Here is an 18593-nt window from a genome sequence, read left to right as displayed (position 1 = left end):
CTACAGGATGTCTCAGTTAATGTCATTCATCCGCAGCAGCGGCAGCAGCCAGACTTCGGCGTTGTGCGTGATTTGCTGTAGCGTTGCTTCATCCAGCGTGCGGAACAGCCGGGCCAGATAGGGATCGCTGCCCTCGCCTTCTATTTGCATATTGCCCTGCCAGGCCTGCAGCAGCTTATTGCGCGCTTTTGCCTGCGTCGCCTCATCGTAAGAGACCGCCGCCGCCTTTTCGTCATAGCAGGCCTCCAGCCAGGCACCGCCGGTTTTGGGCAGCAGCAGCAGCGGCGCGCACATGCCTGCTTTATAGCCTTCGATATAGCGTTCAAGCCAGCCGCTGGCCTCAATGGCGGAAAGCGGCGGGAACCACCAGCGGCTCTCTTTACGTCCGTACATGCGGCTGGCGCCGCTGCCGCCCAGCACGCAGTAGACCAGATGTTCCAGCCACAGCGCCAGCCCGTCGGTAAAGTTAAGGTGGCCTGGCCGCCAGCGCAGCAGGCCATCGTCCTGTACGGCAGGCAGCCAGCCGCTCAGCTGAAGCCCGCCAACCTGAAGATTGATTTCCTGGCTGACGGCATCCTTGCGCTGCTCGCGCACCACGCCGGCCAGTTCGGCCATATCCGCCAGCTGATCCTGCCAGAACAGTTCGCCCCAGGCGCCATACGGCAGATTGCCCGCCGCGCGATGACGATCGAACAGCGGTTCGCCCGGCTGGCCTTCAATCAGGGTATTCAGCAGCTGGGTATTAAGCTGGTAACGGCTGAGGTTATCCAGAATAAAAGGTTCCGCATCCGGCAGTTCCATGTCTTCCGCGCTGAAGCTGACGCCCAACCGCAGGCTGAAAAAGGCGCGTACCGGATGACGCCAGAAACGCAGCAGCTGGTCGAAGTTAAGCTCGGTAATATTTTCCTCCGGCAGCGGCTGCATAAATGGCGGATGCGGCACGCCGCTCGCCTTCGCTGCCGGTAGCCACTCCGCCGCATAGCTCTGATAACGCGCCTGCGGCAGAAAGTTTTCCGCCGCAAACGGCATCCTGCTGTGTAGGTGATGCAGATGCGCGATAACCCGCGCCGCGCTGGTATCCACATCGCTCTGACGGTCTTCCGGCAGACAGAAGCTTTGCCCGATATAATCCACCAGCTCGCTGACCAGCACCGAGGGGAATCGTTCCGAATTGTCCTGAATGGTGCGGCCGATATAGCTGATATAGAGCTGATACTGGGCGGAGTTAATGGCTTCCAGAAACAGATAGCGGTCGTCGTCGCGACGGCTACGGTCGCCTTTTTTCGGCTGCTGGCTCATCAGATCGAAACCCGGCGGCGGCAGCGTGCGCGGGTAGACGCCGTCGTTCATGCCCAGCAGGCAAACCACCTTAAAGGGAATGGATCGCATCGGCATCAGCGTACAGAAGTTAACCGGGCCCGCAAGAAAGCGCTGGCTGATCCGCTCCTGATCCAGCCTGGCGCGCAGTTCGTCGCGCAGCAGCGACAGCGGGATAGCCTGCTGATATTCGGCCTGAATACCGTAGCTGATGGCCTGCTGCCACTGCTCTTCAATCAGCGCCAGCGCCGCTTCCGCCTCGGCATCGCCTTCAAAGAAATCGCCAAGCAGCTCGCGACAGAGCGGCAGCCACGCCTCCAGTGCTCTTGGCTCGCTCAGCCGCTCGCGCCAGCGACGCAGCTGCATTAACAGCTCGGCCAGGTGCCCCACCAGCTCGGCAATCAGGCCGCTGGATTCATCATAGGGCAGCACGCCCTGCCAGTGGCCGATATCGCTGTGCATGGCGTAGCCCAATAGCATTCTCGTCAGGCCGAACTGCCAGGTATGCTGTCCGGTTGGCGGCAGATCCAGCTCGCGCACCGTGTCGTCATCCAGCCCCCAACGAATGCCGCACTCGCCAACCCAGTGCCGCAGCCGCCGCAGCCCTTCTTCATCAACAGAGAAACGGCTGGCAACCGCCGGCACTTCCAACAGCGCCAGTACGCTTTCGGAGGTAAAGCGGCTGTCCGGCAGGCTCAGCAGCGCAATAAAGGCCTGCAAAGCGGGATGCGCCTGGCTGGCGCGACGGTCGGAGATGGAAAAAGGCAGCCAGCGTTCCGCAGGCGCATTGCCGAAAACCGCCTGGATAAACGGCGTGTAGGCGTCGATATCCGCCACCATCACGATAATGTCGCGCGGCGAAAGCTGCGGATCTTCCGCCATAATCGCCAATAGCCTGTCCTGCAACACTTCCACCTCGCGCTGCGGGCTGTGGCAGAGGTGAAAAGTCACCGACTGGTCGTCGGGATCCAGCACCCGCTTGCCCAGGCTGGATTCCCACTCTTCCCGCTTCAGGCCGATCACGGCATTGTCTTCCAGCTCCAGCAGATCGTGCTGTAGCGTTTGCAGCAGCGTGGTCGGTTCAATATCGACAAAGGCGTCGATTTCCCGACACTCCATCTGCGCCAGCAAAAACAGGTTGTCGCGCCCCAGCTTGCCCCAGGAGGCCAGCAGCGGATTGCTCAGCTGCTGCTCGCCCGCCTCGTTAAACAGGCTGGCGGCGTCTTCTTCACGAAACAGCGCGCTTTCCCGCTGCTGTTTGTAGTGCTCGCGGCGGCGGCTTTGCAGCTTAGCCAGAAAAGCGTAATCCTGAATGTCACCCCAATAATGGCGGCACGGGTTGGTAAACAGCAGGTGGATATCGATATGCTTGCCGAGCGCCTGAAGCGCCTGGAGGTACACCGGCGGCAGCGCGGAGATGCCGCAGATAAATACGCGATCCGGCAGATTTGGCGGCCGGGTACTGCTTTGTTCCAGCGTGGCGATAAACCGCGCGTAAAGATTGGCGCGGTGCCATTCCGGATGGCCCAGCTCGCGGTTCCAGGCAACCAGCTCCGCCCACAGCGGCGCCTGCCACTGCTGCGCTTCGCCCAGCCCTTCGATCTGCTGCCCTTTTTCCCAGCTGTTAAGCCACTCCGAGCGGTAAACCAGATACTGGTCGTAAAGATCGGCCACACGCGACGCGAGCTGAAACAATTTGCGCTTGTCTTCATCATCGGAAAGGTAGTGGCTCAGCATAACGAATTCCGGCCGCGACAGCAGCTTCGGCAGGATAGTCATCAGCTTCCAGCTCATGCTGGCTTTGCTGAAGGCGCTCTCTTTAGGAATGCCCGGCAGAACGCGGACAAACATATCCCAGATAAAGGACGCGGGCAGCGGAAAGGCAATATTAGCCGCAATGCCGAACTGCTCGGCCAGCGACATTTGCAGCCACTGCGCCATACCGGGACTCTGCACCAGCACCACTTCGGACTGGAAAGGATCGCGCAGCGGCTGGTTTTCAATATGAAAAGCCGCCAGCGTTTTTAAAAGATCCAGCTGATTCGAGTGATAAACGGTAAACATGCCTGCTCCTGGTACGGTGTTGCGCTCTGCGTGCACACTCTACCCCGTCCGGAGGCTGTTGCAAATGCGGCTGTCAGGCCGTTTACCGTTTATGTAGCCGAAAGTTATTTAAAGGTGTAAGCGACCCCCAGCCTTAAGCGGAGCTGGCGCTCGCTGGAATAAGCGCTGCGGCCGATATCGGCGAAGGTGACATAAGGCCGCCACTCTCTGTTCGCGCCAACTACATAATCAAACTGTAGCTCCTGCTCGTAGTTATTTTTCTTATTGGCGAACAGTAAATCGTCACCGTGCATATAAATGTATTTATAGGTGGTGGTTAAATCTTTCCAGCGGTAGCGGAAATAGGCATCAAAGCGGTTAACGGTACGGTGCTTGTCCAGGCTGCAATAGTCGTGACCGGCTTCACCGCACTGGCCGTCATGCGCATAGTCGCTTAGCTCCAGGCGATACATGCCGCCAACAGACCAGCTGTCATTAATTTTATACCAGGGCACGACGCCAAATTTCCATTCCGTTCTCACCGAACTGAACTCTGGCTGAATAAAAGGGGTAAAAGTCCAGTCGCCATAAAAAAAGTTTTTCATCAGCGTCATTTCGACTACGTTCAAAACTATGTCGTTATAATATTTATCTTTCGGGTCCGGGCCGCCGGTTTTAAATTTGGTTTCGACGCTAAAAACGTAATTATCAGGCAGGCTGGCACCCAGCGCCAGCTTATCGTAGTGGGTGCGGTCGCGCAGGCGGTAGCCGTGTCGATAATCCACGGTCACATCTTTGACGGCATCTGCGCCCGCCGGGGGAAGAAATACCGCGGATAAAGAGAGGGAGAGTAAAAGTTTCGTTGCTATTTTCATCTTGTTTCATCCGTGAAGGTTTATTAAAAGAGCCTGTTACTGACTGCATTAATTGCCAGGCAGATTCAGTCGGGATAGTTAACCGTCCTGGTATACCTCCTTAATACAAAAAGCCGCTGCCGTTCTGTGTTAATACTGACACGGGAAAAGATATTTTTATAAAAACTTTCAAAACCGCCTGAAAAGCAAAGTCACTTGATAAAAACAAAAATATTATGACAGGGAAAGTAATGGATAGTTACGTCCCGAACCTTCGCTATTTTGCCAGCTTGTTTTTTTCTGTGGCAGCAGAAAAAAGATTTCCGGCTGTTATCTCTCATAAAGAGATAATCGGCCGCTGGCTGCTTTCAGGCTTTTTCAAAACGACGACAGCATAAACTACCTGTGCAGCTCTGCACTTTCCTGTTGGTCTTCGCTTTTACAGCTCAGCTGCGATAATGCAGCTTTAGCCCCGGCAGGACTGATAACCCGCGCCGTTAACAGCATGCAGCCTTCGGTCAGCGTTTGCTGTTCCAGCATCGTCTGCCAGCCGGGCGCCTGATAGCCTTCGAACCGCTGCCGGGCCAGCCTGACCGCTTCCCGCTGCTGTAGCTGCAGCTGAAAGCTTCTTCCCAGCGCCAGCTGATACTGAACCAGCGCCAGCGAGCTCAGGCTAAACAGCAGCAGCGCCACCAGCGTTTCCGGCAGGCTAAAGCCCTGCGGTTTCCCTGTCCGGCAGGCAGTCTTCTTCCTGCGCCAACGGACAAAAATCAAGCCAGCCGTGCGGCTGTGGATGTACGCGGCCATTTTGTTCATCGTGGGTTACCCATTGATAAAAGGCGATAGTGTCTTTGCCGCCGTCACCACGTAATAAGGCTTCGCCTTTCGTTGTCACTTTAAAACAGGCCCGCCAGTCAGGCTGCTGCCGTGCCGTAAGGCAGCGCCAAACCACCGTCGACGCCCATTTTTCCCTTTTCCCCGCCTCCAGCGCCGAAGCGGCCAGGCTGGCCTGCCGCAGATAAAGCCGCTCGTCCGCCACAAGGCTTAACGATGCATCCAGCTGCTGTCGGGTGGCGTTGAGCAGCGCCGTCGACATCAGCAACAGCAGGATCGCCATCAGCAGCGCACCGCTTCCCTGCTGCGTATTCACAAGTTTTCCGCCGTGATCCAGCGCTCGACGGTTAGCGGCAGCTGCGGAAAACGTCTGGCATAGCCGCCAAGCAGCAGTCGGATCTGTCTCGCCTGCTTAAGCACGCGAAAATCGCTGATTACTATGCTGTCCGGGTCGTTCATTTTTTCCCATCCGCCGCTGTCGCAGCTCTGTACGCCGCGCTGCGCCTCCAGATTGCCGTCGCGCAGCCGGAAGCCATAGTAGTCGCTGTTGTCATTGCCCGGCCCTTCCCAGCGGCCGTTGCTGTTCTCGTCCCAGCGCACCAGCAGGCATGCGTTTTTTTCGCCGATCGTCTGCAGCCCTTCGCCCTGGCATTTGCCGTGACAGTAGCCCGCGCGCCGCACGCTTTTTTCCAGCGTGCTCATCATCAGCTGTAGCTCTTCGTGAAGCTGAAAGGTCAGCAGGATCCGCAGATTGCCGATCTGCAACAGCGGCAGAAATTTTGCCGCGCCCAGCATCAGTACGCCGCTAATCGCCAACGCCACTAACATTTCCGGCAGGGTAAAACCACCGCGCTTCACGGACAGGCATCCTGACAAATGCGCACCCTTGCCCTCGACGACAGGATAATATGACGTTCGCCCGCCGCGCCGACGATCACGATCCGGCCCGGTTTGGCCACGTTGCGGCGGCCATAAAATCCCATCCCCTCCGTGAGCGAGGCTATTTTTATCGCAGGCCAGGGCGCAGTTAACGTTCGGCGCTGGCGGCCATGGCAGGACGCCTGCACCGGGCCGCTGCCCAGGCACCACGAAGCGCCATCCGTTTTCCACAGCAGCGCCTGCCGGTTATGCCAGTTTGTCTCGCTGCGCAGCCGCAGTAAAAAATGCTGGATTTGCCGCGCGCTCGCGTTTAGCCGCTGCGTCTGCTGCCACTGCTGCCAGCCACCGACCGCGCCGGCCATCAGCATGCTGGCGATAGTCATGACGATCAGCAATTCCGGTAAGGTAAAGCCTGCTCTGTTCATGTGCTCTATTGTGCCGTTGGCGAGCAAAGTTGCCAGCCACAAAAAGCCATCATGCGAGCGGCTTTCCGGCCGTTTACGCTTTGGATGTTTCATTACCTGTTTTTTTGCGGCCTGTATTGGAAAAACAACCTTTTCCGCTGCGGTTTTACCGCGCCATCCTGTCGGCAAAAATAAAGTTCAGACAGGTGGGCGCTTAAGCTCCGGGCAGAAAAGAAAGCGGTTAAGAGAACGGCAGCGGCAAGAGAGCGACGCTTAAGCTCCGGGCAGAAAAGAAAAAGGCAGAAATAACGGTGGCAACACGGGGATACTTAAATTTAGTACAGCAGAGAGAACGGCAGCAGCTTTGTCGGGTCGTAAAAAAGGGAGCGAAAGCTCGCTCCCTTAGTCGGTCAGATGGCGACCGGCGCCTTAATGGCAGGATGCGGATCGTAACCTTCGATATCGAAATCTTCAAAACGATAATCAAACAGCGAAGCGGGTTTACGTTTGATCACCAGCTTCGGCATCTCACGCGGCTCGCGGGTCAGCTGCAGATTCGCCTGCTCCAGATGGTTGCTGTAGAGGTGCGTGTCGCCGCCCGTCCAGACAAAGTCGCCCGGTTCCAGATCGCACTGCTGCGCCACCATATGCACCAGCAGCGCATAGCTGGCGATATTAAACGGCAGGCCAAGGAACACATCGCAAGAGCGCTGATAGAGCTGGCAGGAAAGCTTGCCGTCCGCCACGTAGAACTGGAAGAAGGCATGGCACGGCGCCAGCGCCATCTCGTCAAGCTCGCCCACGTTCCACGCGGAGACGATGATGCGGCGCGAGTCCGGATCGTTTTTCAGCTGCTCCATCACTTTTGCCAGCTGATCAATCTGGCGGCCGTCCGGCGCGCCCCAGCTGCGCCATTGCTTGCCGTATACCGGGCCAAGGTCGCCGTTTTTATCGGCCCACTCGTCCCAGATGGTCACTTTATTTTCTTTCAGATAGGCGATATTGGTGTCGCCCTTCAGAAACCACAGCAGCTCATGGATAATCGAACGCAAATGGCACTTCTTGGTGGTCACCAGCGGAAAGCCTTCCTGCAGGTTGAAACGCATCTGATGACCAAAAATCGACAGCGTGCCGGTACCGGTACGGTCATTTTTCGGCGTGCCCTCGTTGAGCACTTTCTGCATTAATTCCAGATACTGTTTCATTTTTCCTCACGAACGTGTTGCACGGTACGGCGGCGATACGCCCAAATCATCATAATCGCGCCGGCGATAATCATCGGCGTCGAAAGGATTTGCCCCATGCTGATAAAATTGTCGAACAGGCCCAGCTGGGCGTCTGGCTGACGGAAATACTCCACGATAAAGCGGAATACGCCGTAGCCGATCAGGAACAAGCCTGATACCGCGCCCATCGGACGATTTTTACGGATAAAAACGTTCAAAATGATAAACAGCACCACGCCTTCCAGCAGCAGTTCATAGAGCTGAGAAGGATGGCGCGGCAGCACGCCGTAAGTAGCCAGCAGCGACTGCCATTCAGGATGGGTGGCGGCCAGCGCTACGTCTTCGCCGCGCGAGCCGGGAAACAGCATCGCCCATGGCAGATCGGGCGCTACGCGTCCCCAGAGTTCACCATTGATAAAGTTGCCCAGACGGCCGGCGCCCAGCCCGAAAGGGATCAGCGGCGCGATAAAATCCGCCACCTGGAAAAAGTTGCGTTTGGTACGGTGGGCGAACCACAGCATCACGCAGATAACGCCCAGCAGGCCGCCGTGGAACGACATGCCGCCATCCCAGACCTTGAACAGATAGAGCGGATTATCCAGAAACAGCGGCATATTATAAAACAGCACGTAGCCGATGCGGCCGCCCAGGAAGACGCCGAGGAACCCCGCATAGAGCAGATTCTCAACCTCTTCTTTTTTCCAGCCGCTGCCCGGCTTGTTGGCGCGGCGTACGGCCAGCCACATGGCAAAGATAAAGCCGACCAGATACATCAGGCCATACCAGTGCAGGGCGATCGGCCCGACGGAGAAAATTACCGGATCAAATTGGGGGAAAGCCAGATAGCCGTTAGTCATCTTTCACCATTATTAATAGTCCCTGATTTCAGGTGACGGAATGAATAAAGCGCGCGTGCGGCGCCGCGCAGAGGCGCGCATCATAGCACAGGCCGCACGAAGGCGGCCCGATGGAACTTTGTAAACTTTAATAAGAGAACTATCGACCACCGCGGATCAGACCGCCCAGCCCGCGCCGTTCCATAAAGGCGGCGACCAGGTGGCGCACCTCATTTGCCTGTTCCGCCTGCAGGCCCGCTTCCGCCAGCTTCTGCGCCTCTTCGTAATCAATATGATGCAGAAGATATTTCACCCTGGCGACGTTGCGTCCGTTCATGCTCAGATGGTGATAGCCCAGCCCCACCAGCAGGGCGACGCAGCTGGAATCGCCCGCCATTTCGCCGCACAGACAGAGTTCGATATTGGCCCGCTTCGCCTCTTCCGCAATGGTTTTCAGCGCGCGCAGCATCGCCGGATGCAGGCTGTCGTAAAGGCTGGCGACGCGCGTATTGTTGCGATCGACGGCCAGCAGGTACTGCGTCAGATCGTTAGTGCCGACGGAGATAAAATCGACCCGCTTTGCCAGGTGGCCGATCATAAAGATCATCGAGGGTACCTCAATCATCACGCCGACGCGCGGCCTGGGAATCGGGTAGCCCAGCATCTCTTCCACTTCCTTTCCGGCTCGTTCGATTAGCCTGAGCGCCTCGTCGATTTCATCAATGCTGGTGATCATCGGCAGCAGAATGCTGAGGTTGTCGCTGGCGACGTTAGCGCGCAGCATGGCGCGTACCTGGACCAGAAAAATCTCCGGCTGATCCAGCGTTAGTCGGATACCGCGCCAGCCCAGGCAAGGGTTCTCCTCGCTTATCGGCATGTAGGGCAGCTGTTTGTCAGCGCCGATATCCAGCGTGCGCAGCGTAACCGGCTTTTCCAGGAAGAGTTGCAGCATCCCCTGATACTGCGCGACCTGCTCCTCTTCGGAAGGGAAACCGTTTTGCAGCATAAAGGGGATTTCCGTACGGTAAAGCCCGACGCCATCCACGCGGCCGCCCTGCGCCTGCTCATGCTCCGCGCTCAGGCCCGCGTTGAGCATCACTTTTACCGGCTCGCCCGACTTCAGCGTCGCAGGCCGCTCCACCACGTCTTCCGCCAGCTTGCTCAGCTCGTTTTCTTCGCTGATCAGCCGCTGATATTCCTGCACCAGCACCGGTTCCGGATCCACCAGCAGCTCGCCGCGATAGCCGTCCACGATCAGCAGCCTGCCGTTGAGCGCCTCGGGCTGAATATCCGCGCCCATCACGGTCGGAATGCCCATCGCGCGCACCATAATCGCCGCGTGCGAGTTGGCCGCGCCATCCCTGACCACCACGCCTGCCAGGCGATCGTGCGGCAGCTCGGCCAGCGTCGTGGCGGTCAGCTCGTCGGCCACCAGCACGAAGCGTTCGGGCCAGGTATTGGTGCCCTGCATGGTGTCGTCGAGGTGAAACAGCAAACGCTGCCCCAGCGCGCGCAGATCGCCCGCCCTTTCACGCAGATAGCTGTCCTGCAGGCTGGCAAACTGGGCGGCAAACTTCTCAATGACCTTCTTTACCGCCCATTCCGCCACGAAGCCGTTGTCGATCTCCGCAAAAAGATCTTTTTTCAGCCTGTTGTCGCTGAGCAGGTGCGAATAGAGATCGAAAATGGCGGCGCTTTCTTTATGCACGCTGGAGGTGAAACGTTTGCTGTAGCGGCGAAACTCGCCGGAAGCCTCGTCCATCGCCAGCGACAGCCTTTCGCGCTCGCGCACCGCATCCAGCGTGGAGGCCGCCGAAACGGTATCCAGCGACGGCTGGTTACTTTCTACCCAGCCTGCGGCCACCGCCACGCCCGGCGCGGCGGCCAGGGCGCGCACGCGGGTTTGCCGGTACTGTCCGAACAGCGTATTAAGCTGCGATTGAGAGAGAATAGTGGCCATTTGCGTAGCCAGCGTCACCAGAAACGATTCTTCGCTCTCGTCAAACTGGCGGTGCTCGCGCTGCTGAACGACCAGTACGCCCAGCAGCTGGCGGCGGCTGATAACCGGCACGCCGAGAAAAGAACGGAAGCGCTCTTCTTTTACGGAAGGAATATATTTGAAGCTGGGATGACTTTGCGCATCGGCAAGGTTGATAGGTTCAGCCAGACGCCCTACCAGCCCGACGATCCCTTCGTCGAAAGCCAGCGCGACGGTGCGGCCGCGCGGCTTTTTCAGGCCGCGCGTCGCCATCAGGTAATAGCAGCGACGGTCGTGATCGGCCAGGTAGACCGAACAGACTTCGGTATCCATTGCCAGGCAGATTTCGCTGACCAGAATGTCGAGCGCCTCGGTCAGCCGGGGCGCTCCTGCCACTTTCTCCACTATCTCGCGCAGCTGTATAAGCATATCTGAGCGGCTTACCCTCTCTTCCGTCGATAAGGCGTATTTCGCGGTACGGCATTCTCCTGCAGGGGCATCACCACGCTGGCGAACTCCTTCATCACCCGGCGATAAACGTCGCGTTTAAAAGAGACAACCTGACGTACAGGATACCAGAAGCTCACCCAGCGCCAGCCGTCGAACTCCGGCGTGCTGCTGGTTTGCATGTTGATATCCGCGTCATTGCACAAGAGTTGCAGAAGAAACCACTTCTGTTTCTGGCCGATACAAACCGGCTTTGTGTCCCAACGCACCAAACGTTTCGGCAACTTATAGCGTAACCAGTTCCGGGTAGAGGCAAGGATGCGCACATCTTTGCGGTGCAAACCGACTTCCTCAAAGAGTTCTCGATACATCGCCTGTTCTGCCGTTTCGCCAGGGTTGATGCCTCCCTGAGGAAACTGCCAGGAGTGCTGGCCATACCTTCTGGCCCACAACACTTGTCCCTGCCTGTTACAAATTACGATACCAACATTCGGGCGGTAGCCATCATCATCGATCACTGGACTACCTCAAAACTAATACTCGGATAGCCTGATTGTTTCATACTCCTTACAGACGGTAAACCACTGCTTTTGGGGCGTTACTGACGGCATTCGCGGGATAACTTGCGAACATTCGTAGAGTTATAAACAGAAATCGCCACTTTTGCGCGATCTTATTCACCTTTTCTGTGGATATCTTTGTGCAGAACTCTCCTGGCCGCTGGGGAAAACTCAGAGTGGCGCCTTTTAGCCCAAGGTTAATACTTTGGTTAACGCATTATAAATATTGGGATTTATCCAATTCTACCGCGTCCTTCTGCTGTTTCAGGGCCCCCGATCAATGACGACACCAGGCAGGTGGCGAAAGATCGAACACCGACTTTTTTATCCACAGGATATGTTGCTATCCTAAGCAAAAAATGCGGTAACCCGGGTAAAACCGCCGCGTCAAGCCTGTAAATCGAAACAGTATTATTTTAAAAATCGACTTATCCCATTTTTCTGTGGATAACTACGTGTAAGATCCTGTTCATTGTCGGTGCGCAGACAGGCATAACCTTTTCAACTTCCCGATCGCGGCCGCAAAGTGACAAAAAAAAGCCGCGATTAATCATGCTATTATTGCGCTTTTCCTCAGGGATGAACGCATCCCTTTTAATAGGGAAAACTACTGTTCATTTTTTAACCAACAACCAAGAGCAGGCGATGCCAGACTATTTTTCTCCGGTTTTACCGCCGGAAAACGAAGCCGCGTTACTGGAACGCGCGCGCCAGCTGGCTGGCTTTACGCTGGGCGAACTGGCGTTGAGAGCGGGCCTTACGATACCGCGCGACCTGCGTCGCGATAAGGGCTGGGTGGGTATGCTACTGGAACGCTATCTGGGCGCCAGCGCAGGCAGCAAACCAGAACAGGATTTTGCCGACATCGGCGTGGAGCTGAAAACTATTCCTGTCGACGCGCAGGGCCGCCCGTTGGAAACCACCTTTGTTTGCGTGGCGCCGTTGACCGGCAACAGCGGTCTGGTCTGGGAAACCAGCCATGTGCGACATAAGCTGGCGAGAGTATTATGGATCCCGGTAGAAGGCGATCGGGCAATTCCGCTGGCCGAACGTCGCGTCGGCGCCCCGCTGCTGTGGAGTCCCAGTGAAGAAGAAGAGCTGCTGCTGCGGCGCGACTGGGAAGAGCTGATGGATATGATCGTGCTGGGACAGGTAGAGCGTATTACCGCCCGCCACGGCGAAGTGCTGCAAATCCGGCCCAAAGCCGCCAACAGCAAAGCCCTGACGGAAGGCATTGGCGAAAACGGCCAGCCGGTAATGACGCTGCCCAGGGGCTTCTACCTGAAAAAGGCTTTCACCGCGCCCTTACTGGCACGTCATTTTTTACTGTAAAGCTTTAGCTGAGCGGCATCCGGATGAGTATACTCTTCGTTTAACTTTCGTTTAGGATGCAACGTTGTATGTTTGACTGGATTGCCGATCCCAACGCCTGGCTGGCGCTGGGTACACTGACGATTCTGGAAATCGTTCTGGGTATTGATAATATTATTTTTCTTTCTCTGGTGGTGGCTAAACTTCCCAAACAGCAGCAGAACGCCGCGCGCCGTATCGGCCTGGCGGGCGCCATGCTGATGCGTCTGGGTCTGTTGGCCTCGATTGCCTGGGTCATTCGCCTGACCACGCCGCTGTTTACGCTGATGGACCACTCTTTTTCCGCGCGCGATTTAATCCTGCTGTTCGGGGGGCTTTTTCTGCTGTGGAAGTCCAGTATGGAGATCCACGAAACAATAGAAGGCGGTGAAGAAGAACATAAAAGCAATGTTCATTCCTTCGCCGGCGCGATTGTGCAGATTATGCTGCTGGATATTATCTTCAGTCTTGATTCGGTAATTACTGCCGTTGGCCTGTCCGATCATCTGATTATTATGATGGCGGCCGTGGTAATTGCAGTGGGCGTGATGATGTTTGCCGCCCGCGCTATCGGTGAATTTGTTGACCGCCATCCTTCAGTAAAAATGCTGGCGCTGACTTTCCTGATCCTGGTAGGTTTCACCCTGATCCTGGAAAGCTTCAATATTCACGTGCCAAAAGGTTATATCTATTTCGCGATGTTCTTCTCCATGTCGGTAGAGTGTCTTAACCTGCTACGCGGCAAAAAAAACCACGCCTGATACCAGGCCGACCGGCGCTGCCGGTCGGCTTCTTCCTGTTGTTTTTACGATCAAAGTCAATAGTTCGTCGTGCTGTGACGCCTTTTTAGGAGTTCTGCGGTTAACGCTTTCTGTAAAATGCGCTATTACTGATGCAGGCAAATTGAAGGCTAAGGGAGCGAAGTATGAAGTTGATGTCTGGCGCGGCCGTTCTGATGCTGGCCACGCTGCTCGGCGGTTGCAGCAGTGATTACGTGATGGCGACAAAAGAAGGCAAGATGATTATGACCCAGGGTAAACCGGAGATCGATCAGGATACCGGTCTGGTGAAGTACACCGATCGCTCCGGCCATGAGCTGCAAATCAACGGCGATGAGGTTTCATCGATTGTTGAACGCTAAGCCCAATCCCGCCACCTGACGCTTTCCGACAGGTGGCCCCCACCGCACTTCCCGATAAATCCGCTCTTCCCCCTGTAGCGCCCGACGGTTATAGTCAAAAGCCGGATCTGGCGTTTGCTTCAACAGTTTTACCCCGCACGCCAGGCTGGTCTTTTAATAATGAAAAAAGGAAGCCGGCACATGCATTATCATCGCATCCCCCACAGTACGCTGGAAATCAGCAGCCTGGGATTAGGCACCATGACGTTTGGCGAGCAAAACAGTGAAGCCGATGCCCATGCGCAGCTTGATCTGGCGCTCCGTTCCGGCATTAACCTGATCGATACCGCTGAGATGTATCCGGTGCCGCCGCGCCCGGAAACGCAGGGGTTAACCGAAACCTATATTGGCAGCTGGCTGAAGGCGCGCGGCAATCGCGAAAAAGTGGTGCTGGCCTCTAAAGTCGCCGGGCCGGTACGCGGTGCGGATGCTTCAATCCGACCGGGCCAGGCGCTGGATCGCAAGAACATCCGTCAGGCGCTGGACGCCAGCCTGAAGCGGCTGAACACCGACTATCTGGATCTTTACCAGCTGCACTGGCCGCAGCGACAGACCAACTACTTCGGACGGCTGAACTACGAATATGCGGAAGATACCGCCACGGTCACGCTGCTGGAGACGCTGGAAGCGCTGAACGAGCAGGTTCGTGCCGGTAAAATACGCTATATCGGCGTCTCGAACGAAACGCCGTGGGGCGTGATGCGCTATTTACAGCTGGCGGAAAAGCACGAGCTGCCGCGCATTGTCTCTATTCAGAACCCCTACAGCCTGCTGAACCGCAGCTTTGAAGTGGGTCTGGCGGAAATCAGCCAGCACGAAGGCGTCGAGCTGCTGGCCTATTCCTGCCTGGCCTTTGGCACGCTGAGCGGCAAATACCTGAACGGCGCTAAGCCTGCCGGCGCGCGCAACACGCTGTTCAGCCGCTTTACCCGCTACAGCGGCGAACAGGCCGAGCTGGCTATTGCCGGGTATGTGGCGCTGGCGAAAAAGTATAATCTTGACCCGTCCCAGATGGCGCTGGCTTTTGTCCGTCAGCAGCCTTTCGTCGCCAGTACGCTGCTGGGCGCGACTACCCTGGAACAGCTGCAGCTGAATATCGACAGCTATAATCTGACGCTGGATGAGGAAGTGATGCAGGGGCTGGAAGCTATCCATCGCCGCTACACCTTCCCGTCGCCTTAACTCGTTTTTTGACGAAAACGGTTAACGGTAGCCAGTAAAAAGGGGCGGAATATTTCCGCCCCTTTTTTGCTCTGAAAATCCGTTTATTTCCCCACTCTGGTGTGGCGATGCTGCGCCAGCTGCCAGCCCCACAGCACGGCAATCGCCAGCGCAAACAGCGCACCGAAGCCCACGCCGGTGGCTACCGGCGGCGCGCCCAGCTTCACGGCCAGCGAGTAAAGCCCCAGCATGATCAACATCGCGCCGTTCTCACCCAGGTTTTGTACCGCAATAGCGTTGCCTGCGCCGACGCTCTCCTTGCCGCGCATCTGCAACAGCGCGTTCAGCGGCACCACAAAGAAGCCGCCAAGCATGCCGATAACTATCAGTAATCCGTAAGCGCCTGCCGCCGTGTGCTGCAAGGCGAAAAAGACCACCGCCACGCCAATCAGCACGCCCGCCGGCATACATCTGCCGACCGTTTTCAGCGTCACCAGCTTCGCGGCCGCGCCTGCGCCGAACACAATGCCGATGGCGACCATAGCATTCAGCAGCGTGGGCGTTTTGTTATCGGTAATACCCAACGCGACCGGCACCCACAACACCAGCAGAAAACGCAGGGTGACGCCCGCGCCCCAGAAGAGGCTGGTGCCCACCAGCGAAAAACGCGTTTCGCCATTGCGCCACAGCTCGCGACAGGCGTGGAAAAAGCTGAGCGACATGCGCAGCGGATGCCAGCTTTGCCCCGCCCTCGCCGCCGCCAGTTTTGGGATCAGCACGTTCGCCGCTACGGCAAGCCCGTAGGCCAGCACGCAGGCGATAAGCGCGCCGGTCAGATTCCAGTCCGCCAGCACGCCGCCCGCGATCGATCCCAGCAAAATAGCCGCAATGGTTGAGGATTCCATCAGGCCGTTTGCCTTGACCAGCGTTTCGCCGCCGGTGATTTCGCCCAAAATGCCGTACTTGGCTGGTGAATAGGCCGCCGCGCCAACGCCAACCAGCGCATAGCCGATAAAAGGATTAAAGCCGAAACAGATAGTCAGCGCGCCCAGCAGCTTGAGGCCGTTGGCGACCATCATCACCCGACCTTTGGCGAAGCTGTCCGCAACCTGGCCGACGAAAGGCGCCAGGATGATATAGGTGGCGACAAAAACCATTTGCAGCACCGGCTGGCTCCAGTCCGGATAAACCTGGTTTTTAAGCACCGCCAGCGTGGCGAAGAGCAGCGCATTATCGCCAAAAGCCGACAAAAACTGCGCGGCGATAACCGCCATCATGCCGCGCGAAAGCAGCTTTTCGCTGCCGGATGAGTTATGCATTTTCCGCCTCTTTTTCCGGCTGTTCCGCCATGCTTTTCAGCGTAACGAAGTCGGGTTTCCCGCTGCCCAACAGCGGCAGTTGCGGCAACACGCGAATATCGCGCGGCACCGCCAGCTCCGGTGCGCCCAGCTCGCGAGCCGCCTTCTGCAGCCTGTCGCGGGTTAATTCGCCGTCGGTAGTAAACAGCACCAGCGCTTCGCCACGGTTGCCGTCGGGCTTTATCGACGCGGCGTGCTGTTTTTCTGCCGATGCCTTCAGCGCAATCTGCTCGACGATTTCCAGCGACACCATTTCGCCCGCCAGCTTAGCAAACCGCTTTGCGCGCCCCTGGATCTGACAAAAACCATGCTCGTCAAAGCTGACGATATCACCGGTATCGTACCAGCCTGCTTCCATCTGTCCTTCGCCGTTATCCGCCTGCGGTGCTTCCAGCACGCCTGGTTTTTCTACCCGGAGGTAGCCTTTCATAATATTCGGCCCGCGCAGCTGCAGAAGCCCGCCCTGCTCAATCCCCGGCACGGAAATCAGACGAGAATCCATGCCCGGCAGAATACGCCCGACGGTATGGTTTTTCGCCGCCATCGGCACGTTGATGGCCACCACCGGCGCGCACTCCGTCACGCCGTACCCTTCCAGAATGCGGATGCCGAATTTCTCCATCCAGACCTGACGCGTGCCCTCCTGCAATTTTTCTGCACCGGCCACCACGTAGCGCAGGCGCGCGAAATCATACGGATTAGCAAAGCGCGCGTAGTTGCCCAAAAAGGTGGAGGTGCCGAACAGTACGGTGCAGTTCCGGTCATACACCAGCTCCGGAATAATACGATAGTGCAGCGGGCTGGGATAAAGGAACACTTCTGCCCCGGTCATTAGCGGCGTAAACAGCCCAACGGTCAGGCCGAAAGCGTGAAACAGCGGCAGCGCGGACATAAAGCGGTCGCGCGGCGTAAAGTCGGCCACCGTGCGGATCTGTTCCACATTCGCCAGCAGGCTTTTATGCGAATGCACCACGCCTTTAGGATGACCTTCCGAGCCGGAGGTAAACAGCACCATCGCCGCGTCTTCCGGCTGCTGCTGCACTTCAGCATGGCGTGGCAGAAGAAGATGGCCGAGGATCCAGAGTTTATCCTGCGTGGTAATCGTTCCTTTCAGATCTTCCAGAAAGATCCATTTTACCCCGGTAAGCTGCTCGGGCAGATGCCAGAGCTTGCCCTTGTCCAGAAACTGACGGGAGGTGAAAACCGTTTTTACCTCTGCCGCTTTCAGCGCGCTGCCCACGCCTTTAACGCCAGCGGTGTAGTTAAGCATCGCCGGAACGCGGCCACGCATCGACGCGCCCAGGATCGCGGCGGCGGTCACCGTGGTATTCGGCAGCAACAGGCCAATGTATTCGCCTGGCGACGTATAACGCTCCAGGATCCGGCCGACGCCCAGCGATTTCTTCAGCAGCCCCGTGTAGCTGTCAGGCTGCAAATTGACGTCTTCAATACAGGATTTGAAATAGCCATAGCGCGTGCGGGCAGCCAGAAACGCCTGATAAAGCGTCTCGCGCGGGCGCACCGCCATCCGCGCTTCCATCATAATATGGTGCAGATGCTCTCCCGCCAGCCTGCGGCGCTCCCGCGCGGTTTTGGCCTCCGGCATCGGGATGGTGGTGGCAGGAAGCACGGTCATGCTGATACGCGGGAAAAGGCGGCGCTTAAACACGCCGGCCAGGCGACCAAACGGCGAAAACTCCGCGCCCTCTATCCGCAGCGGCACAACGGTAGCCTGCGACTTTGCCGCGACAAAACCGGCACCGTCGTAAATTTTCATCAGCGATCCGGTGACGGTAATTCGCCCCTCGGGAAAAATCACCACCGGACGGCCCTGCGCGATTGTTTTTACCAGACGCTTGACCGACAGCGGCTTTGCCGGATCCAGCGGCACAAAATCCACCAGCGGGCGCACCCAGCGCATATACCATTTTTCGCTGATGGAAGAGTAGACGGCAAATACCGGCTTAACCGGCAAAAACAGCGCCAGCAGCATGCCGTCCAGAAACGACATATGGTTGGGCACAATCAGCACCTTTGGCTGGTGCAGCGGGGAAAGATCGCCAGCCAGCCGGGTACGGTAGAGCACCCCAACCAGCAGACGGAAAAATGAAAGCAGCATGCCATCTCCTTAGCAGATAAATTTGCCTGTAACGATGCAGGATATGG

The 18593-nt window shown here is 57.2% G+C and carries 17 protein-coding genes; 5 read left to right on the top strand and 12 right to left on the bottom strand.

The window, feature by feature from the left end:
• Nucleotides 1-12: 12 nt before the first annotated feature.
• Both recC and QCD69_RS14660 read right to left on the bottom strand, forming a co-directional pair.
• The gene (gene recC, locus QCD69_RS14665; RefSeq protein WP_301252545.1) at nt 13-3381 is read right to left on the bottom strand and encodes an exodeoxyribonuclease V subunit gamma; all 3369 of its coding nucleotides are present in this window, start codon (nt 3379-3381) and stop codon (nt 13-15) included.
• Nucleotides 3382-3485: 104 nt separating this feature from the next.
• The gene (locus tag QCD69_RS14660; RefSeq protein WP_253458764.1) at nt 3486-4235 is read right to left on the bottom strand and encodes an oligogalacturonate-specific porin KdgM family protein; all 750 of its coding nucleotides are present in this window, start codon (nt 4233-4235) and stop codon (nt 3486-3488) included.
• A 230-nt stretch (nt 4236-4465) separates the two neighbouring features.
• Here QCD69_RS14660 and QCD69_RS14655 point away from each other — a divergent pair, with 230 nt between their 5' ends.
• Nucleotides 4466-4612, top strand: a complete 147-nt coding sequence (locus QCD69_RS14655; RefSeq protein ID WP_253458761.1) for a hypothetical protein — start codon at nt 4466-4468, stop codon at nt 4610-4612.
• Between the two features lies 1 nt (nt 4613).
• Here QCD69_RS14655 and QCD69_RS14650 read toward each other — a convergent pair whose 3' ends face one another.
• The 8 genes from QCD69_RS14650 to rppH all read right to left on the bottom strand — a co-directional run bounded on the left by QCD69_RS14650 (nt 4614) and on the right by rppH (nt 11336).
• Nucleotides 4614-4907, bottom strand: coding sequence for a prepilin-type N-terminal cleavage/methylation domain-containing protein (locus QCD69_RS14650; RefSeq protein WP_253458758.1), 294 nt, complete (start codon nt 4905-4907; stop codon nt 4614-4616).
• A 16-nt stretch (nt 4908-4923) separates the two neighbouring features.
• On the bottom strand, nt 4924-5364 hold the full coding sequence (locus QCD69_RS14645; protein WP_253458756.1) for a DUF2509 family protein: 441 nt from the start codon (nt 5362-5364) through the stop codon (nt 4924-4926).
• Nucleotides 5361-5912, bottom strand: a complete 552-nt coding sequence (locus QCD69_RS14640) for a prepilin peptidase-dependent protein (protein ID WP_253461231.1) — start codon at nt 5910-5912, stop codon at nt 5361-5363. The genes QCD69_RS14645 and QCD69_RS14640 overlap by 4 nt, the downstream gene beginning before the upstream one ends.
• Nucleotides 5903-6445 (bottom strand): prepilin-type N-terminal cleavage/methylation domain-containing protein, encoded by a 543-nt coding sequence (locus QCD69_RS14635; RefSeq protein ID WP_370734695.1) that lies wholly within the window; start codon nt 6443-6445, stop codon nt 5903-5905. The genes QCD69_RS14640 and QCD69_RS14635 overlap by 10 nt, the downstream gene beginning before the upstream one ends.
• A 296-nt stretch (nt 6446-6741) precedes the next feature.
• Complete coding sequence (thyA, locus tag QCD69_RS14630; RefSeq protein ID WP_253458753.1) at nt 6742-7536, bottom strand: thymidylate synthase; 795 nt, start codon at nt 7534-7536, stop codon at nt 6742-6744.
• Nucleotides 7533-8414 carry a prolipoprotein diacylglyceryl transferase gene (lgt, locus tag QCD69_RS14625; RefSeq protein ID WP_253458750.1) on the bottom strand — a complete coding sequence of 294 codons (882 nt, stop codon included), beginning with the start codon at nt 8412-8414 and terminating at the stop codon, nt 7533-7535. Before lgt ends, thyA begins: the two co-directional genes overlap by 4 nt.
• A 139-nt stretch (nt 8415-8553) precedes the next feature.
• On the bottom strand, nt 8554-10800 hold the full coding sequence (gene ptsP, locus QCD69_RS14620) for a phosphoenolpyruvate--protein phosphotransferase (protein WP_253458747.1): 2247 nt from the start codon (nt 10798-10800) through the stop codon (nt 8554-8556).
• A gap of 11 nt (nt 10801-10811) precedes the next feature.
• Nucleotides 10812-11336 carry an RNA pyrophosphohydrolase gene (rppH, locus tag QCD69_RS14615; RefSeq protein ID WP_125287387.1) on the bottom strand — a complete coding sequence of 175 codons (525 nt, stop codon included), beginning with the start codon at nt 11334-11336 and terminating at the stop codon, nt 10812-10814.
• 687 nt (nt 11337-12023) lie between these two features.
• Between rppH and mutH the strand changes: the two genes are divergently transcribed.
• The 4 genes from mutH (at nt 12024) to QCD69_RS14595 (ending at nt 15090) form a co-directional block, all read left to right on the top strand.
• Nucleotides 12024-12710 (top strand): DNA mismatch repair endonuclease MutH, encoded by a 687-nt coding sequence (gene mutH, locus QCD69_RS14610; RefSeq protein ID WP_253458745.1) that lies wholly within the window; start codon nt 12024-12026, stop codon nt 12708-12710.
• 68 nt (nt 12711-12778) lie between these two features.
• Nucleotides 12779-13489 carry a TerC family protein gene (locus QCD69_RS14605; protein ID WP_253458743.1) on the top strand — a complete coding sequence of 237 codons (711 nt, stop codon included), beginning with the start codon at nt 12779-12781 and terminating at the stop codon, nt 13487-13489.
• A 164-nt stretch (nt 13490-13653) separates the two neighbouring features.
• A complete protein-coding gene (locus QCD69_RS14600) occupies nt 13654-13869 on the top strand; it encodes a YgdI/YgdR family lipoprotein (RefSeq protein ID WP_125287384.1) in 216 nt (71 codons plus the stop codon).
• Nucleotides 13870-14049: 180 nt separating this feature from the next.
• Nucleotides 14050-15090, top strand: a complete 1041-nt coding sequence (locus QCD69_RS14595; protein ID WP_301252541.1) for an NADP(H)-dependent aldo-keto reductase — start codon at nt 14050-14052, stop codon at nt 15088-15090.
• 83 nt (nt 15091-15173) lie between these two features.
• Here the strand turns inward: QCD69_RS14595 and lplT are convergent, their stop codons facing one another.
• Nucleotides 15174-16388, bottom strand: a complete 1215-nt coding sequence (gene lplT / locus QCD69_RS14590) for a lysophospholipid transporter LplT (protein ID WP_253458737.1) — start codon at nt 16386-16388, stop codon at nt 15174-15176.
• Complete coding sequence (gene aas / locus QCD69_RS14585) at nt 16381-18546, bottom strand: bifunctional acyl-ACP--phospholipid O-acyltransferase/long-chain-fatty-acid--ACP ligase (protein ID WP_301252539.1); 2166 nt, start codon at nt 18544-18546, stop codon at nt 16381-16383. Before aas ends, lplT begins: the two co-directional genes overlap by 8 nt.
• Nucleotides 18547-18593 lie beyond the last annotated feature (47 nt).

It is taken from the genome of Erwinia sp. PsM31, assembly GCF_030433775.1.
Classification (GTDB): domain Bacteria; phylum Pseudomonadota; class Gammaproteobacteria; order Enterobacterales; family Enterobacteriaceae; genus Erwinia; species Erwinia aeris.
Note: the sequence above shows the minus strand (reverse complement) of the source record. Positions and strands in the feature narration are given on the sequence as shown.

Excerpts from the sequence above, each read along its gene's own strand:
- QCD69_RS14660 (WP_253458764.1), bottom strand. The coding sequence starts at position 4,235 with ATGAAAATAGCAACGAAACTTTTACTCTCCCTCTCTTTATCCGCGGTA.
- QCD69_RS14605 (WP_253458743.1), top strand. The coding sequence starts at position 12,779 with ATGTTTGACTGGATTGCCGATCCCAACGCCTGGCTGGCGCTGGGTACA.
- lgt (WP_253458750.1), bottom strand. The coding sequence starts at position 8,414 with ATGACTAACGGCTATCTGGCTTTCCCCCAATTTGATCCGGTAATTTTC.
- mutH (WP_253458745.1), top strand. The coding sequence starts at position 12,024 with ATGCCAGACTATTTTTCTCCGGTTTTACCGCCGGAAAACGAAGCCGCG.
- QCD69_RS14655 (WP_253458761.1), top strand. The coding sequence starts at position 4,466 with ATGGATAGTTACGTCCCGAACCTTCGCTATTTTGCCAGCTTGTTTTTT.
- ptsP (WP_253458747.1), bottom strand. The coding sequence starts at position 10,800 with ATGCTTATACAGCTGCGCGAGATAGTGGAGAAAGTGGCAGGAGCGCCC.
- QCD69_RS14595 (WP_301252541.1), top strand. The coding sequence starts at position 14,050 with ATGCATTATCATCGCATCCCCCACAGTACGCTGGAAATCAGCAGCCTG.
- recC (WP_301252545.1), bottom strand. The coding sequence starts at position 3,381 with ATGTTTACCGTTTATCACTCGAATCAGCTGGATCTTTTAAAAACGCTG.
- thyA (WP_253458753.1), bottom strand. The coding sequence starts at position 7,536 with ATGAAACAGTATCTGGAATTAATGCAGAAAGTGCTCAACGAGGGCACG.
- lplT (WP_253458737.1), bottom strand. The coding sequence starts at position 16,388 with ATGCATAACTCATCCGGCAGCGAAAAGCTGCTTTCGCGCGGCATGATG.
- QCD69_RS14600 (WP_125287384.1), top strand. The coding sequence starts at position 13,654 with ATGAAGTTGATGTCTGGCGCGGCCGTTCTGATGCTGGCCACGCTGCTC.
- aas (WP_301252539.1), bottom strand. The coding sequence starts at position 18,546 with ATGCTGCTTTCATTTTTCCGTCTGCTGGTTGGGGTGCTCTACCGTACC.
- QCD69_RS14635 (WP_370734695.1), bottom strand. The coding sequence starts at position 6,445 with ATGAAACATCCAAAGCGTAAACGGCCGGAAAGCCGCTCGCATGATGGC.